At 71.1% G+C, this 15536-nt stretch carries 12 protein-coding genes; 10 read left to right on the top strand and 2 right to left on the bottom strand.

Going from position 1 to position 15536, the window contains the following annotated elements:
- The first annotated feature begins 1 nt into the window (after position 1).
- The 10 genes from ACFQPS_RS19805 (at position 2) to ACFQPS_RS19760 (ending at position 13134) form a co-directional block, all read left to right on the top strand.
- Entirely contained in the window at positions 2 to 913 is a 912-nt protein-coding gene (locus ACFQPS_RS19805) for a CheR family methyltransferase (protein ID WP_377361037.1), read from the top strand.
- Positions 910 to 1323, top strand: coding sequence for a response regulator (locus ACFQPS_RS19800; RefSeq protein WP_377361036.1), 414 nt, complete (start codon positions 910 to 912; stop codon positions 1321 to 1323). The genes ACFQPS_RS19805 and ACFQPS_RS19800 overlap by 4 nt, the downstream gene beginning before the upstream one ends.
- Complete coding sequence (locus ACFQPS_RS19795; protein WP_377361034.1) at positions 1320 to 3968, top strand: chemotaxis protein CheA; 2649 nt, start codon at positions 1320 to 1322, stop codon at positions 3966 to 3968. The genes ACFQPS_RS19800 and ACFQPS_RS19795 overlap by 4 nt, the downstream gene beginning before the upstream one ends.
- Positions 3965 to 4189, top strand: a complete 225-nt coding sequence (locus ACFQPS_RS19790; RefSeq protein WP_377361033.1) for a hypothetical protein — start codon at positions 3965 to 3967, stop codon at positions 4187 to 4189. Before ACFQPS_RS19795 ends, ACFQPS_RS19790 begins: the two co-directional genes overlap by 4 nt.
- A gap of 120 nt (positions 4190 to 4309) precedes the next feature.
- Positions 4310 to 7285 carry a PAS domain S-box protein gene (locus ACFQPS_RS19785; RefSeq protein WP_377361031.1) on the top strand — a complete coding sequence of 992 codons (2976 nt, stop codon included), beginning with the start codon at positions 4310 to 4312 and terminating at the stop codon, positions 7283 to 7285.
- Between the two features lie 328 nt (positions 7286 to 7613).
- Positions 7614 to 9851, top strand: coding sequence for a TonB-dependent siderophore receptor (locus ACFQPS_RS19780; RefSeq protein ID WP_377361029.1), 2238 nt, complete (start codon positions 7614 to 7616; stop codon positions 9849 to 9851).
- A gap of 68 nt (positions 9852 to 9919) precedes the next feature.
- Positions 9920 to 10885 carry an alpha/beta hydrolase gene (locus ACFQPS_RS19775; protein ID WP_377361027.1) on the top strand — a complete coding sequence of 322 codons (966 nt, stop codon included), beginning with the start codon at positions 9920 to 9922 and terminating at the stop codon, positions 10883 to 10885.
- Positions 10882 to 11205: a DUF3649 domain-containing protein gene (locus tag ACFQPS_RS19770; RefSeq protein ID WP_377361026.1), complete on the top strand. Its 324-nt coding sequence runs from the start codon at positions 10882 to 10884 to the stop codon at positions 11203 to 11205. Before ACFQPS_RS19775 ends, ACFQPS_RS19770 begins: the two co-directional genes overlap by 4 nt.
- A 6-nt stretch (positions 11206 to 11211) precedes the next feature.
- A complete protein-coding gene (locus ACFQPS_RS19765) occupies positions 11212 to 12804 on the top strand; it encodes a PepSY-associated TM helix domain-containing protein (RefSeq protein WP_377361024.1) in 1593 nt (530 codons plus the stop codon).
- A gap of 9 nt (positions 12805 to 12813) precedes the next feature.
- Positions 12814 to 13134, top strand: coding sequence for a DUF3325 domain-containing protein (locus ACFQPS_RS19760; RefSeq protein ID WP_377361022.1), 321 nt, complete (start codon positions 12814 to 12816; stop codon positions 13132 to 13134).
- Here the strand turns inward: ACFQPS_RS19760 and ACFQPS_RS19755 are convergent.
- Both ACFQPS_RS19755 and ACFQPS_RS19750 read right to left on the bottom strand, forming a co-directional pair.
- Positions 13086 to 13508, bottom strand: coding sequence for a hypothetical protein (locus tag ACFQPS_RS19755; RefSeq protein ID WP_377361021.1), 423 nt, complete (start codon positions 13506 to 13508; stop codon positions 13086 to 13088). The two genes, ACFQPS_RS19760 and ACFQPS_RS19755, sit on opposite strands and share 49 nt — an antisense overlap.
- Positions 13509 to 14030: 522 nt before the next feature.
- Entirely contained in the window at positions 14031 to 15515 is a 1485-nt protein-coding gene (locus ACFQPS_RS19750) for a methyl-accepting chemotaxis protein (protein ID WP_377361020.1), read from the bottom strand.
- Positions 15516 to 15536: the final 21 nt, after the last annotated feature.

Raw genomic sequence — 15536 nt, 5'->3', positions numbered from 1 at the left:
CATGCCGGCCCCCGGAACCCCAGGCCACGCTCCGAAGGCCATGCTGAAGACCGCGACCCGGCCCGGTGTGGGCCCGGCCGTGACCACGGTCAGCGACGACGAGTTCCGCAAGTTCTGCGACCTGATCTACCGCCGCACCGGCATGTCCTACAGCGAGACCAAGCGCTACTTCGTGGACCACCGGCTGCTGGAGCGCGTGGCGCAGACGGACTCCCCCAGCGTCCAGTCCTACCTGTCGCTGCTGCGCTTCGACACGACGGGGCGGGAGCTGGAGCTGATCGTCAACGCCCTGACGGTCAACGAGACCTATTTCTGGCGGGAGGAGCACCAGTTCGCCTGCCTGACCCGCTCCATCCTGCCCGACATCCTGAAGCGCAAGCGGCGGGGGGAGCGGCTGCGCATCTGGTCGCTGCCCTGTTCGACGGGGGAGGAACCCTATTCCGTCGCCATCTGGCTGCTGGAGAACTGGCCGGAGGTCGATCACTGGGATGTGGAGATCCTGGCCTCCGACATCGACACCCGGGTTCTGGAGGCGGCCCGCGCCGGCATCTTCGATGCCCGCTCGGTGCAGCGCCTGCCGCAGTCGGTGCTGGGCCGCTACTTCGAGCGCCTGCCCGACGACCGCTGGCGCATCCTCGACACGCTGCGCGGCTCCATCGAGTTCTCCCGCGTCAACGTCTCCGACCGCGACCAGATGGCGGGCTTCCGCGACGTGGACGTCATCTTCTGCCGCAACATGCTGATCTACTTCGACGATGTCTCGCGGCGCGAGGCGGCCGAGGCGATGTTCTCCTGCCTGACGCCGGGGGGATATGTCTGCCTGGGCCATTCGGAGTCGATGAGCCGCATCTCCTCCCTCTTCGATGTGCGCCGCTTCGATGACGCCATCGTCTACCAGAGGCCCTTCCGATGATGGATGAGACCGCTTCCCCCTTCCGGCCCGGGGCCGGCCGGCGCCTGCTCGTCATCGACGATGCCGCCATCGTGCGTGCCTACTACCGCCAGGCCCTGGAGCCGGACGGCTATGGCGTCGAGGAGGCGTTCAACGGCATCGAGGCGCTGGAGAAGGTGCTGTCCGCGCCCTTCGATCTGGCGATCGTGGACGTGAACATGCCGAAGATGGACGGGCTGACCTTCGTGCGCAGGCTGCGCGCGACGGAGGAGGGGGCCTGCCTGCCCGTGCTGATGACCAGCACGCGCGACCAGGAGGCCGATTTCGCCGCCGCCCGCGCGGCCGGGGTTAACCTCTACCTCGTCAAGCCGATCACCACCGCCGACCTGCGCCTCTATGCCGGCATCATGACGGGGGCCGAGAACCCATGAACCCGCTTCTTGCCCAGTTCCTGGTCGAAGGCCGCGAACAGATCGCGGCGACGACCGACGGGCTGCTTGCCCTGGAACGCGACACCGCCGACGCCGACCTGCTGAACGGTGTCTTCCGGTCGGTCCACACGCTGAAGGGCTCGTCGGGCCTGTTCGATCTGCCGGCGCTGACGGCCACGCTGCACGCGGCCGAGGACCTGCTGGTCAGCCTGCGCGAGCGCCGGCTGACCCTGGTTCCGGCCATGATGGACCAGATCCTCGGCGCGCTCGACCTCGTCTCGGGCTGGCTGGACGCGGTCGAGGATACGGGCCGGCTGCCCGACACCGCCGCCGCCGAGGCCGCCCCGGCCGTCGCGGCCCTGCGGTCCTGGCTGGGCGGACCCGCCGGCCCGGCTGCCACTCCCGCTGCCGTCCCGGCCGAAGCGGCCGCGGCAGCGCCGCCCGCATGGCTCGCCACGGTGCCGGAACCGGCCCTGCTGGCGGCGCTGCTGCACGGTCTGACGCACGGCGCTCCGCTTTCCGTCCTGCGCTACCGGCCGGAGCCGCAGTGCTTCTTCAAGGGCGACGACCCCCTGGCGCTGGTGCGGCAGGTGCCCGAAGCCCTGTCCGTGGGGCTGGAGGAGCCGGAGACCTGGCCCGACCTCGCCGACTACGATCCGTTCTCCTGCGGCATCGGTTTCCGGGTGATCTCCGCGGCGCCGCGGTCGGAACTGCTGCACCTGCTGCGCTACGTCGCCGACCAGGCGGAGGTGGTGGAGGTGGAGGCCGCGGAGCTGCTGCGCTTCGCCCCGCCACCGCCCGACGACCCGCTGGTTCGCGATCTCGCCCTGGAAGCCGGGGCGCTGCTGCGCCTGGGCGACCTGACCGGCGTCCGCGAGGCGGCGCTCGCCGCCGCCGAGGCGCTGGAGGCCCGGGGCTGCGAGCCCGGCCCGGTCCGCTGGCTGGCCCGGCTCTGCGACGTCCCCGGCGCGGCCGGGGAGACGGTGGCGTCCCTGGCGGCCGTGCTGGTGACGGCGCTCGCCACCGGCACGGCGCCCGATCCGACGGGCATCATGCCGGCCGGGATCATGCCGGCCGCGGGGGCGGGCGCTGTCCCGGGAATGCCTGCCGCGGCGGCGTTCTCCCCCGCCGTGGGGCTGCTCCTGCGCGAACAGGCGGCCATGCTGGCGCAGCCCTGCGACGCGGCCGAGCGGGTCGGCCGCATCGGGTCCGCCGCCAAGGTCGCGGCCGGCGCCCTGCGCCACGACGGCCGTTTCGAGCCCGCCGGGACGGTCGCCGCCGCCGGCCGGCAGGCCCTGGCCGCCGCCGATCCCGCGCCCCTGCTCTCTGCCCTGGAGCGGGTCCTGGAGCCGCTGTCAGGCGGGCCGGCGCCCGCTCCCGGACCGGCCGCCGTGGCGGCCCCTGCGCTTCTGTCCGCCGAGGCGGAGAAGCCCCGCCGTCCGGACCGTACCGGCGCCGCCGGGGAGGAGGGCCATGACCGGGCCGCCACCGTCCTGCGGGTCGATCAGGCCCGCATCGATGCCATGATGAACCTGATCGGCGAACTGGTGGTGGCCAAGAACGGCCTGCCCTTCCTGGCCCGCCGCGCGGAGGACGTGTTCGGTTCGCGGGAACTGGCGCGGGAGGTGAAGGAACAGTACGCGGTGATCGACCGCATCGCCCTGGATCTGCGCAATGCGATCATGCAGGTGCGGATGCTGCCGGTTTCCACCGTCTTCCAGCGTTTTCCGCGGCTGGTCCGGGACCTTTCCCGCAAGCTCGGCAAGCAGGTCGAGATGGTGATCGAGGGGGAGGACACCCAGGCCGACAAGACGGTGATCGAGAACCTGTTCGAGCCGCTGCTGCATCTCGTGCGCAATGCCCTGGACCACGGCATCGAAGCCGACCGCACGGCCGCGGGCAAGACCGCGACCGCCACGCTGACCCTGGCCGCGCGGCAGGACAACGATCAGGTCGTGATCCGGGTCGAGGATGACGGGCGCGGCATCGACCCCGCGCTGATGCGGCGCAAGGCGGTCGAGAAGGGGCTGATCGACGCCGACGCCGCGGCGCGCATGGGCGACGACGAGGCGGTGCGCCTGATCTTCGCCGCCGGCTTCTCCACCGCCGCCGAGGTCACCGACGTGTCCGGCCGCGGCGTCGGGATGGACGCCGTGCGGACCACGGTGGAAAAGTCCGGCGGCCGCATCGACGTTTCCAGCCGGGTCGGTCAGGGCACGGCCATCAGCCTCGTCCTGCCGCTCAGCATGGCGGTGACGCGGGTGATGACGGTGGGGGTGTCCGGGCGGCAGTTCGGCATCCCCATGGACCAGATCAACGAGACGGTCCGCATCCGCCGGGCCGACATCGCCTCCATCAAGGACCGGGAGGTCTTCGTCCTGCGCAACGGGATCATCCCCCTGGTCCATCTGGACCGGCTGCTGGACCTGCCGCCCCGCCATCAGGCGGAGGAGGTGGCCGTGCTGGTCGTGCAGGTGGACAAGCAGACGGTCGGCCTCGCCATCGATGCCTTCGGCGAGAGCATGGAGGTGATCGTGCGGCCCCTGGAGGGCGTGCTGGCGGACACGCCGGACTATCTGGGCACCGCCCTGCTGGGCGACGGGCGGGTGCTGCTGGTGCTGAACCTGAAGGAGATCGTGCGATGATCGTCCATGACGGGGCCGTCGTGCGGCTGGAGGGCCACTGCGCCGTGGAAGAGGCGGAGACGCTCCTGGAGACGATGCAGAACGAGGCGGTGACCATGCTCGACCTCGGACGCTGCCAGGGGATGCACACCGCCGTGCTGCAACTTATCCGGGCTTCCGGTGTTCCTGTCGTCGCGCTGCCGGCGGATGCGTTGCTGGCCGGTCTGCTGTCGGCACCCTGACGGGCGCCTGACCGTCCGAAGGGGCTGCCCTGTCCCGGCGGATGAAACGTCGGGCCGTCCGCCGTGTTGTTCCTTGCGGAACCTTCTCTGGAACGACGGGCCGGCCGGATGCGCCTGGACATGCCTTTCCGTCTCGCCCTGTCCGGCGGACTGCTTGCCTTCGCTCTGGCCGCCCTGGCCCTGATCGGCTGGAGCCTGGGAGAGAGTACGCCCGCCCGCCTGCTGGGGGGGCCGGCGATGCAGCCGACCGCCGCCGTCGGCATCATGGCCTGTGCGGCGGTGCTGCTGCTGCGGCTCTCCCGACCGCATTCGGGCGGGCGCGCGCCGGACCTGCTGGCCGGTCTGGTCGTCGCCCTGGCCGCCTGGACGGCGGCGGCCTACGCCTTTGACCTGCCGCTTCCCCTGGACCGCCTGCTGTTCTCCGGTGCCGTGGTGATGCAGACCGACGCCATCGTGCCCGGCCGCATGGCCCCCGGTACGACGCTCGGCCTGCTGCCGGTGGCCCTGGCGCTCCTGCTGGCCGGCCGCGAGCGTTTCCGGGCCTGGGTTCCTGCACTCGCCACGGCGGCCCTGCTCACCCCCGGACTGGCGATGATCCGCTATCTGTTCGGACAGGACCCGCTTGAGGGCCTGGGCGTCGTCGCCGGCATGGCGGCGACCACGGCGGTGGCGCTGCTGGCGCTCGGCATGGGCACGCTGGCGCTGGTGCCGGAGCGCGGCTGGCTCGGCGCACTGGCGGGGGACGATGCGGGCGCGCGCACGGCGCGTTCGCTCCTGCCCTGGGCGATCCTGGCGCCGCTGGCCACGACCTGGGTGCTGAGCCTGGGCGTCCGGGCCGGACTCTACAGCATCGAGTTCGGCCTCGCCCTGATCGCGTTCGCCTCCATCGCCGTGCTCTCCACCGCCATCTTCCGGCATGCGGGAGCCCTGAGCCGGACGGAGGCGCGGCTCCGGGCCGAGCGCGACCGGGCGGGGCTGTACCTGCACAGCGCCCAGGTCATCCTGCTGGTGCTGGACCGACAGGGCCGGATCGAGACGATCAACCGGGCCGGACGCGAGCTGCTGGGCCATCCGCCGGAGGCCGACCTCACCGGGCGGGACTGGATGGAGCTTGCCGTCCCGGCGCCGCACCGTGGCGAGCTGCGGCGGTTGTTCGAAGCCTGCCTGGAGGGCGGCATCGACCTGCCGGAGCGTTTCGAGAACCCGGTCTGCCGTCCGGACGGGGAGGAACGGCTGATCGCCTGGCGCAACACCACCCTGCGCGACGGGACGGGGCGGATCACCGGCGTCATCAGCTCGGGCATGGACATCACCGAACGGGTGGCGGCCGGGACAGAGCTGGCCGAGCGCGAGGCGCTGCTGGGGGCCGTACTGGACGCCCTGCCGGTCGGCGTGATCATCGCCGATGCCCACGGCCGGATCGTGCGGGACAACGCCGCCAACCGGGAGATCTGGGGTCTGCCGCCGGAGACGACGTCCTGGGAGGGCTACGGCGACTGGGTCGGCTGGTGGCCGGAGACGGGGGAGCGGATCAAGGCGCACGAATGGGGCATGGCGCGCGCCCTGCGGACGGGCGAGACGGTGCGGGGCGAGCTGGTGGAGTGTGCCCAGTTCGGCAGCGGGCGGCGGCGTTTCTACCTGAACAACGCGGCTCCCGTCCGCAACGCCGCCGGGCAGATCGTCGCCGGCGTCGTCGTCGAGCAGGACGTGACCGAGCGCATGGTGGCCGACTCCGTGCTGCGCCGGGTGGTGGAGGGGGCGCCCTTCCCGGTCATGGTGCATGCGGAGGACGGGGCCGTGGTCCATGTCAGCCAGGCGTGGCTCTCCCTCACCGGCTACGAGCCGGGGGAGATCGCCACCCTGGCGGACTGGACCCGGCTGGCCCATGGCACGGAGCCGCCGGACCCGCGGGCCGCCTTCGATGCGCTCTATGCCCTGGACGGGCCGCGCGACGACGGCGATCAGGAGGTGCGCGCAGCCGACGGGCGGCATCTCCTCTGGTCCTTCCGGTCGGCGCCGGTCGGGGTGGATGCGCGCGGCCGCCGGCTGGCGGTCAGCATGGCGGCCGACCTGACCGCCCGGCGCGAGGCGGAGGCCCGGCTGCGCCTGCTGATGCGCGAGGTGGACCACCGGGCGAAGAACGTGCTGGCGGTGGTCCAGGCCGTCGTCCGCCTGACCGAAGCGGCCACGACAGAGGAATTCGCGGCGGCGGTGGAGGGGCGCATCGGCGCCATGGCACGGGCGCATTCCCTGCTCGCGGTCGGCGGCTGGACCGGCGTTGAGCTGGGCCGTCTGGTCGCCGACGAACTGGCCGCCTGGGAAGACGGGGACCGCATCGCCGTGACCGGAGTTCCGGTGCGGCTGCGGGCGGAAGCGGCGCAGCCGGTGTCGCTGGCCCTGCATGAACTGGCCACCAACGCCGCCAAGTACGGTGCCCTGTCCGTTCCGGCCGGGCGGCTCCGGCTCTCCTGGGATGAGCGGGCGGGCTGGCTCGACCTGCGCTGGCAGGAGCGCGGCGGACCCACGGTCCAGGGGCCACCGACGCGCCGCGGCTTCGGCACCGACCTGCTGGACAGCACCGTCGCCGGCCAGCTCGGCGGCCGGCTGGAACGGTTCTGGGAGCCGGAGGGGCTGACCTGCCGCATCCGGCTGCCGGCGGACTGCTGGCTGTCCGGGGCGGGGGCGGCCGATTCCCGTCCGGCGACGGTACGGCCGGACCCGGTTCCGGAGCCGGAGGGGCGGGCCGCCATCCTGGTCGTGGAGGACGAGCCGCTGACCGCCATGATGATCCGCCGCCATCTGGAGGCGGCCGGTTACGCCGTCATCGGGCCCGCCGCCCGGGTGCCGGATGCGCTGGTCCTGGTCGGGCAGCGCCGGATCGACGCGGCGGTGCTGGACGCCCGCCTGTTCGGGGCCTTCGTCACCCCTGTCGCCGCCGTGCTCGGCGCCATGGGGGTGCCGTTCCTGCTGTGCAGCGGCTATGCCAGCCTGGCGGGGCTGCCGACGGCGCTGCGTGACGTGCCACTGCTGCCCAAGCCGATGGAAGCGGACGCGCTGGTCCGCGCCGTGGCCGGTCTGCTGGGCCGCTCTTCCTGATCCTGTCCGCGGGGCCGGCCTGCGACCGGCTGCCGCACTGCCGGACGCGCAGGGTCTGCGCGTCCGTGTCGTATCATGCCGGCGCCGTAATAAGAATGACTCGCATTATGAATCCGGTTCGGATAGATGGCAGTGCTGGCGGTATGTCGGAAGGGGAATGTGCCGGGTCGGCCCGAGGGTCGTTCCGGGCGCAGAAATGAGACTGCGTCGTATTTGCATATCCTTTCCCGTGCCGGATCGGTCGGTCCGGCACGACGGGACCGTTCGGCATGCCGCTCCCCGCCGGTGCGGTGGGACATCGCAATTGGAAGGACGAAGGAAGGCGCTGATGAACGCCCGGTTGACGATCTGCCGTACCGCTACGGCCATTGGTCTGGCGCTGGCCGCCGCCCCCTATGCAGCCTCGGCCCAGGAAGCGGCGCCGACGGCGGAGAAGAGTGACGGAACCGCCCTCGTGCTGCCGACCGTGACGGTCGTCGATACCGCCGAGGAGGAGCTGAAGCAGGCGCCCGGCGTCTCCATCATCACCGCCGAGGAGATCGCCCGGCGCCCGCCCGCCAACGACCTGTCCGAGGTGATCCGGCGCATGCCCGGCGTGAACCTGACCGGCAACAGCTCCTCGGGCCAGTACGGCAACAACCGCCAGATCGACCTGCGCGGCATGGGGCCGGAGAACACCCTGATCCTGATCGACGGCAAGCCCGTCGCATCGCGCAACTCCGTCCGGTTCGGGCGCAGCGGCGAACGCAACACCCGCGGCGACAGCAACTGGGTGCCGGCCGAGCAGGTGGAGCGGATCGAGGTGATCCGCGGCCCCGCCGCGGCGCGCTACGGCTCCGGCGCCAGCGGCGGCGTGGTGAACATCATCACCCGCCCGCCCACCGACACGCTGGCCGGCTCCGTCACGCTGTTCACCAACCAGCCGGAGAGCGGCGACGAGGGCGACAGCCGGCGCATCGGCTTCACCCTCAGCGGTCCGCTGATGGAAGCACTCTCCTTCCGCCTCTACGGCAACTACAACAAGACCGACGGCGACGACCCCGACATCAACCGGGATGCGTCGGGTGCCGCCGGTGCCGCCAATCCGCCGGCCGGCCGCGAAGGCGTGGAGAACAAGGACATCGACGGGCTGCTGCGCTGGCAGATGACACCGGCGCAGGTGCTGGAAGCCGAAGCCGGATACTCGCGCCAGGGCAACATCTATGCCGGCGACCGCGCGCTGGGGGGAACGGACTCCACCATCATCTCCGACCTCGCGGATAAGGGGGCCGAAACCAACGTCATGAAGCGCACCACCGCCTCCCTGACCCACAAGGGTGACTGGGAGCGGGCGACGTCGCGGCTGATGTTCCAGTACGAGCACACCGACAACACCCGCCTCCAGGAGGGGCTGGCCGGTGGCGGCGAAGGCAACATCAACACCACGTCCAACTTCGTCACCTCGAAGCTGAAGAATTACATCGCCAGCGGCGAGCTGAACATTCCGCTGACGGTGCCGGTCGACATGATGCTGACGACGGGCGTCGAATGGCGCCGGGAGGAGCTGAACGATCCCTTCTCGATGAGCCAGGCGGTCAGCCAGGGCAGCATTCCGGGCATCGATAATACGGGACGCAGCGGCAAGGCCGATGCCGATACCTCCGCCGTCTTCGCAGAGGCGAACATCGCCGTCACCGACAGGCTGATGCTGACGCCGGGCGTGCGCTTCGACCACCACACGCAGTTCGGGGACAACTGGAGCCCGTCGCTGAACGCATCCTACGATGTCTTCGACGGGTTGCAGGTCAAGGGCGGCATCGCCCGCGCCTTCAAGGCGCCGAACCTGTACCAGTCCAATCCCAACTATCTATACTACACCCGCGGCAACGGCTGCCCGCTGGCCTATCAGAATCTGGGTGGCGGCTGCTATATCCAGGGCAACGACGCCCTGGATGCGGAAACCAGCCTGAACAAGGAGATCGGGCTCGTCTACGACAGGGACGGCTGGGCGGCGAGCGCCACCTACTTCCACAACGACTACGAAGACCGCATCCAGGCCGGCATGGTGCCGGTCGGGCTGATCCCGTCCACGCGGGCGCGGATCTTCAAGTGGGAGAATGTGCCCAAGGCCGTCGTTGCCGGCTGGGAGGGCAACGTCCTGGTGCCGGTGCTGGAGACGCTCTCCTTCAATACGAACTTCACCTACATGACGGAGAGCAAGAACAAGGACACCGGGGAACCGCTGTCGATCATCCCGGAATACACCATCAACTCCACGCTCGACTGGCAGGCAACGGACCAGCTCACCCTGCTGCTCTCCATGACCCATTACGGCAAGCAGGAGCCGCGGCGGCTCAATTCCCGCGGCGGGGCCGCGACCGGCGCGGAACTGGACGAGCGCGGCGCCTATACCCTGTTCGGGGTCAATGCCAGCTACGAGTTCAACGACAGCTACCGGCTGGCTGCCGGCATCAGCAACCTGTTCGACCGCCGGCTGTACCGCCTGGATACCCAGTCGGGCGCCGGCGCCAACACCTACAACGAACCGGGCCGGGCCTATACGCTCAGCCTGACCGCGTCGTTCTGATCCGACTGCCGTAGCCCCCGGTCGTCCGGCCGGGGGCTACGGCCTGTCTCCCCCGAAGGCTTCCTGTCATGGACATCCTCTCCCTTCCCGACCGGCGGAGCGTGCTGGGCGGACTCGCCGCCCTGCTGGCCGCGGGTCCCGCCATCGCCCAGCCCGATCTCAGCCGGCCGATGGGCCCGACGATCGCCGACCAGGGCTCGGCCTTCTACCGTTTCGACAGGGTCGGCCTCGTCTCCCGTGACGGCGGACGGCGCTACCGCGTCACCGTGGGCATGCCCCGGCGTCCCGCCCCGGCGGCCGGGTATCCGGTGCTGCACATGCTGGACGGGAACGCGGCCCTGGGGGTCCTGACGGAGCCATTGCTGGAGAACCTCGACCGGGACGGCCCGCCCGTGCTGGTCGCCATCGGCTACGAGACCGACCGGCGCTTCGACGTGGTGGCGCGGGCCTTCGACTACACCCCGCCGACCTCGCCCGCCGGGGAGACCTGGGAGAACCGCGAGCGTGGCCGCCGGGGCGGCGGGGCCGACGCCTTCCTCGACCTGATCGAGGCGGAGATCAAGCCCCGGGTGGCCGCCCTCGCGGCCGTCGATCCGGCGCGCCAGGCCCTCTGGGGCCATTCCTATGGTGGTCTTTTCACGCTGCACTGCCTGTTCACCCGGCCCGACCGGTTTTCGACCTACATCGCCGCCAGCCCGTCGCTCTGGTGGCAGGACGGGTTCATCCTCTCCGAAGAGGCGCGCTTCACGGGCGCGCCCGCCCGCCTGCTGCTGACCCGCGGCGGGGCAGAGGGGCGCAGAAGGGAGGGGCCGCGTCCCGCCGGGGGCGCCGATGCCGTGCGGCAGGCGCCACCACCGGGACGGGAGGGCTTCCCGGCCCACGCGCTGCCGCAGATGGCGGCGCGGCTGCGGACTCTGCCGGGCCTGTCGGTGGAGGTCATCGAATTTCCCGACCTGTCGCACGGGGAGGCGTTGGCGGCCTCCCTGCCGCCGGCCCTGCGCTTCGCCGCGGGCTTTGCCGGGGGGATAAAATGACGGCCCGGACGACGACGTCAACGCCGGCACCGGGCCGGCGCAAGCCCGGGTTCGGGGGGCGGTCGCGGCGGGAGGTGCTGTCGCGCAGCGTGGCCGGCATTCTGGCCGGGTACGGGCTGGCTGCCGCGTCGGCGGCCTGTGTCGCCGTCCTGCTGCCGGGGGAGAAGGCGGACGCGGCCCTGACCGGCACCATGCTGTCCTTCCTGGTCTATACGGCCGCCATCATCTGGGCCTACGCCGCCGCCAGCCCGCGCCGGGCCTGGGCGGGCATCCTGCTGCCGGCGGCCCTGTTCCTTGCTCTTTTCCTTCTGCTGCGGTGAGGCGTGATGGGTCCGGGTTTCCGCCAGGTCAATTCCTGGCTGCATGGCTGGTCCGGCCTGATCCTCGGCTGGCTGCTCTATGCCGTCTTCCTGACCGGCACCTATTCCTTCTTCCGGGACGAGATCACCTGGTGGATGCAGCCGGAGCTGCACGGGTCGGTCCCGGATGCGGAGACTCCCGAGCGGGCGCTGGCCAAGGTCGCCGAACTGGCCCCCACCGCCGCCCTCTGGTCCGTGATCCTGCCGTCCGACCGGATGGAGTCCGTGCGCCTGCTCTGGCGTGAGGCCGGACAGGGGGAGATGCGCGGCCGCCGCATGTCCGGCCGCCACATGGATGCCGGAACGGGGGCGCTGCTGACCCCGCGCGAGACCTCGGGCGGGGAGTTCCTCTACCATTTCCATTTCGAGCTGTACGCCATGCCCCGGACCTGGGGGCGCTGGATCGTCGGCATCGCCACCATGGCGATGTTCGTCGCCATCGTCAGCGGCGTCATCACGCACAAGAAGATCTTCACCGACTTCTTCACCTTCCGTCCCGGCAAGGGCCAGCGTTCCTGGCTCGATGCCCACAATGTGACGGCGGTGCTGTCGCTGCCCTTCCATGTCATGATCACCTTCTCCGGGCTCGTGCTGCTGGCCGGCACGCTGATGCCCTGGGGCAATCTGGCGGCCGGGGTGCAGGGGCGCGGCGGTCAGCCCGCCGCGGTGGCCGCCGCGCCCGCGCCGGCGGCGGAGCCCGCTTCCCGCTTCGCCCCGCTGGCGCCGATGCTGGCGGCGGCCGAGGCGGCCTGGGGCCAGCCGGTCGGCCGCTTCGTCGTGAACAACCCGACGGCGTCGCAGCCCGTGCTGGAACTGGCCCCGCGCTACAATCCCAGCCTGCTGGAAGGCGGTGGCGGCGGCGCCACGCGGATGCGGTTCGATGCCCGCAGCGGGACCCTGCTGGAAGCGGTGGGGACGCCGGAGCGCAGCGCCGCGCGCGCCGTCGCCGCCTCGCTGAACAGCCTGCACCGCGGGCGCTTCGCCGAGCCGGTGCTGCGCTGGGTCTATTTTCTGGCCGGGGTCGGCGGCACCCTGATGGTGGCGACGGGGCTGGTGCTGTGGTCGGTGAAGCGGGCGGCGCAGAGACGCGACGCCCCGGCCCCGTTCGGCCACCGGCTGGTGGCGCATCTGAACGTCGGTGCCGTGGCCGGCATGCCGGTGGCGATCGCCGCGCATTTCTGGGCGAACCGGCTGCTGCCGGTGGGGCTGCCCGACCGTGCCGAGTGGGAGATCAACATCTTCTTCCTGGTCTGGCTGCTGACCTTCCTGCACCCGCTGCTGCGCCCGCTGAAGCGGGCCTGGGTGGAGCAGTTGGCCGCCGCGGCCGCACTCCTGGCGCTGTTGCCGGTGCTGAACGCCCTGACCACGCCCTTCACCCTGATCGACACCCTGGCCGCCGGGCGCTGGCTGCTGGCCGGGTTCGACCTGACCATGCTGGGTCTGGCGGCCCTGTTCGCCGTCGCCGCCTGGACGATGCACCGCCACGACCCGACGCGGAAGGCGGGCCGCGCCGGACCGGCACAGCGGGAAGACCAGCCCGCCCCGCTGGCGGCGGAGTAGGAGGACCGCATGTTCATCGCCCTGCTGCTGACCGCTTTCGCCGGCTTCGTGCTGCTGGCCCTGACCATGGACCGTCACGGGGCGCAGCTCCTGACCCGGCCGCTGCCCCGCCGGCTGCACCGCCCCGGCGCCCTTGCGGGATGGGCCCTGCTGGTCCTCTCCGCCGCCATCGGGGTGGAGGGCTGGGGCTGGGGCACGGGCCTGACCCTCTGGTCCGGCAGTGCCGCCATCGCGGCCACGGCGCTGGCCGGGGTTCTGGCCTACCGGCCCCGGCTGGCGCTCTACGGGGCGGCGCTGGCGCCCGTGGCGCTGCTGGCCCTGCTCGCCTGACCGGAGCGCCCGTCTGGCCGCCGGGACAGGGGCGACCGCCCCCGGAACGGCAGCGGGCCGGCGGGTTCCGCCTCCTGCCGGAGGTCGATGCGGGATGGCCGGGCCCCTTCTTCGGAACCGGGCGCCGGTTGCCGGGCCCTTCCCTGGGATGGCGTGGACCGGACCGGGCGGTCGGCCGGGGGCGCCGCGGACCGTGCCGCCGCCGGTGACCGGATCGCGCGGCAGGCCCGGCTGATGGCCTGGGTGTCCGGGAAGAAGCGGTTCTCCAGACCGTAATAGCGCACGTCCGAAGCGAAGAAGCGGAAGCCGTCGCCCTCGGCAACGGCGATGCCGACCGTGATGTGGTCGAACTGGATGACGACGGCGTCTGCCATGTGATCCCCCTGCCGGTCCGCATGCCTGCGGGCCGGGCGCATCTGTGCTGGTGATGTCGGGATGCGGCGTCGGTCCGGCGCCGGAGGGCGCGGGACGGACGCTCCGGAACGGCCCGGCCCTGTGCGGGTCAGCCGTGCCGGCAGCCGCTACAGCAACAGGACCGGCCGGTCGCCCTGGGGGAGGGCCGGCGGGAGACGAGCGGGGCAGGGGCGGGAGCGGCAGTCATGGCGATACCCTTACGTCAGGTCCGGAGAACCACGAAGGGCCTTCGTGGCGCTTTAGCGTTTGGTGTCGCGGCGCAAGCTGCTCCGTCAAATTCCCGCGGACCCGGGGATGTCCGGTGTTCCGGCTCCAGGGTCAGCCCAAGATTTCACCGCGGACGGCCGTCATGTCAATTAAAATATCACAAGTCGCAGGTTGTTTCCCATATATAACGTAATTAATCTGTACAATATGCCTGGACGCTTTCCCGTCCGGCCCGCCGCGGGAAGGCGGCGATGCGCCGCTTCCCGCCGCTCGGATCAGCGCGCCAGGACCTGGGCGGCCTCCTTGGTCCGGCTGATGGCCTGACCGACCTGCCGCAGAGCCGCGGCGATCTCGCCCAGGCTGCGCGTGGCGGTGCCCACATCCTGCGCCGTCGTCTGCATGGTCTGCGACATGTCACGGGTGACCGCGCTCTGTTCCTCGATGGCGCTGGCGGTTCCGGCCACATGCTCCCGCACCATGCCGATGGCCTCGCGGATTTCGCGCAGGGTGCCGACCACCTCGCCCGAGACGGACTGCACGCCCTCGATCTCGCGGGTGATCTGGCTGGTCGCCTGGGCCGCCTGGTTCGCCAGGTTCTTCACCTCCGTCGCCACCACGGCGAAGCCGCGCCCGGCCTCTCCGGCGCGGGCGGCCTCGATGGTGGCGTTCAGCGCCAGCAGGTTGATCTGCCCGGCGATGGTCCGGATCAGATCGACGATCCCGGTCATCGCCGTCGCCGCATCCGTCAGCCGCTGCGTCGCCTGGTCGGCGGCGTCGGCCCGCTCCACGGCCTGGTCGGTGGCGTCGCGCGACCGTTGCATGTTCTGAGCGATCTCGCGGATGGAGGCGGCCAGCTCCTCGGCGCTGGACGCCACCATCTGGACGTTCGCCAGGGTGTCGCCGGCGGACTCCGACGCCCGGCCGGCCTGCCGCTCCGAGACGTCCAGAGCCGAGTCGATCTCTCCGAAGTTGCGGTCGATCAGGGTCTTGAGGTTGCCCAGCAGCTCCATCTGGGCCGTGATGTCGGTGGCGAACTTGACGATCTTGCAGGGCTTGCCGTTGAGGTCGAGCACCGGGTTGTAGGAACCCTCGATCCAGACTTCTCGGCCGCCCTTTCCGATCCGCTTGTACTGGCCGTTCAGGAAGCGGCCGCTGCGCAGCGTCTGCCAGAAGGTCCGGTAGTCCTCGCTGTCGCGCGCCGCCGCGTCCACGAACTGCGCATGCGGCCGGCCGACGATCTCGGCCAGGGTATAGCCCATCAGCTTCAGGAAGTTCTCGTTGGCCGTCAGCACCGTGCCGTCGAGGCCGAACTCGATCACCGCCTGCGAACGGGTGATGGCGTTCACCTGTCCCAGAAGGTTGGCGTACTCCATCTTCTGCGCCGTGATGTCCGCGGCGTACTTCACCACCTTCGCCGGCCTGCCGTCCGGGCCCAGGACCGGGTTGTAGGTGCCTTCGATCCAGACCTCGCGGCCGCCCTTGGCGATCCGCTTGAATTCACCGGAATGGTATTCGCCGCGTCCCAGCTTCGCCCAGAAGTCCCGGTAGGCAGCACTGCTCCGCTCCCGCGGATCGACGAACAGCGTGTGCTCCCGGCCCTGGATCTCGGCCAGGGAATAGCCCATCAGTTTCAGGAAGTTCGCATTCGCCGTCAGGACCTTGCCGTCCATCGTGAATTCGATGACGGCCAGCGACCGGTCCAGGGCCGCAAGCTGGGCCTGCATGGCGTCGATGGTCCTCGACCGGAAAAGATCCAGCATTCTTGCCTTCCATGTGACACG

This window comes from Rhodocista pekingensis (genome assembly GCF_042665545.1).
GTDB lineage: Bacteria > Pseudomonadota > Alphaproteobacteria > Azospirillales > Azospirillaceae > Rhodocista > Rhodocista pekingensis.
The sequence above is the reverse complement of the archived record's forward strand: the minus strand, read 5'-3'. Positions and strand labels throughout refer to the sequence as shown.

Excerpts from the sequence above, each read along its gene's own strand:
- ACFQPS_RS19805 (WP_377361037.1), top strand. The coding sequence starts at position 2 with ATGCCGGCCCCCGGAACCCCAGGCCACGCTCCGAAGGCCATGCTGAAG.
- ACFQPS_RS19800 (WP_377361036.1), top strand. The coding sequence starts at position 910 with ATGATGGATGAGACCGCTTCCCCCTTCCGGCCCGGGGCCGGCCGGCGC.
- ACFQPS_RS19795 (WP_377361034.1), top strand. The coding sequence starts at position 1,320 with ATGAACCCGCTTCTTGCCCAGTTCCTGGTCGAAGGCCGCGAACAGATC.
- ACFQPS_RS19790 (WP_377361033.1), top strand. The coding sequence starts at position 3,965 with ATGATCGTCCATGACGGGGCCGTCGTGCGGCTGGAGGGCCACTGCGCC.
- ACFQPS_RS19785 (WP_377361031.1), top strand. The coding sequence starts at position 4,310 with ATGCCTTTCCGTCTCGCCCTGTCCGGCGGACTGCTTGCCTTCGCTCTG.
- ACFQPS_RS19780 (WP_377361029.1), top strand. The coding sequence starts at position 7,614 with ATGAACGCCCGGTTGACGATCTGCCGTACCGCTACGGCCATTGGTCTG.
- ACFQPS_RS19775 (WP_377361027.1), top strand. The coding sequence starts at position 9,920 with ATGGACATCCTCTCCCTTCCCGACCGGCGGAGCGTGCTGGGCGGACTC.
- ACFQPS_RS19770 (WP_377361026.1), top strand. The coding sequence starts at position 10,882 with ATGACGGCCCGGACGACGACGTCAACGCCGGCACCGGGCCGGCGCAAG.
- ACFQPS_RS19765 (WP_377361024.1), top strand. The coding sequence starts at position 11,212 with ATGGGTCCGGGTTTCCGCCAGGTCAATTCCTGGCTGCATGGCTGGTCC.
- ACFQPS_RS19760 (WP_377361022.1), top strand. The coding sequence starts at position 12,814 with ATGTTCATCGCCCTGCTGCTGACCGCTTTCGCCGGCTTCGTGCTGCTG.
- ACFQPS_RS19755 (WP_377361021.1), bottom strand. The coding sequence starts at position 13,508 with ATGGCAGACGCCGTCGTCATCCAGTTCGACCACATCACGGTCGGCATC.
- ACFQPS_RS19750 (WP_377361020.1), bottom strand. The coding sequence starts at position 15,515 with ATGCTGGATCTTTTCCGGTCGAGGACCATCGACGCCATGCAGGCCCAG.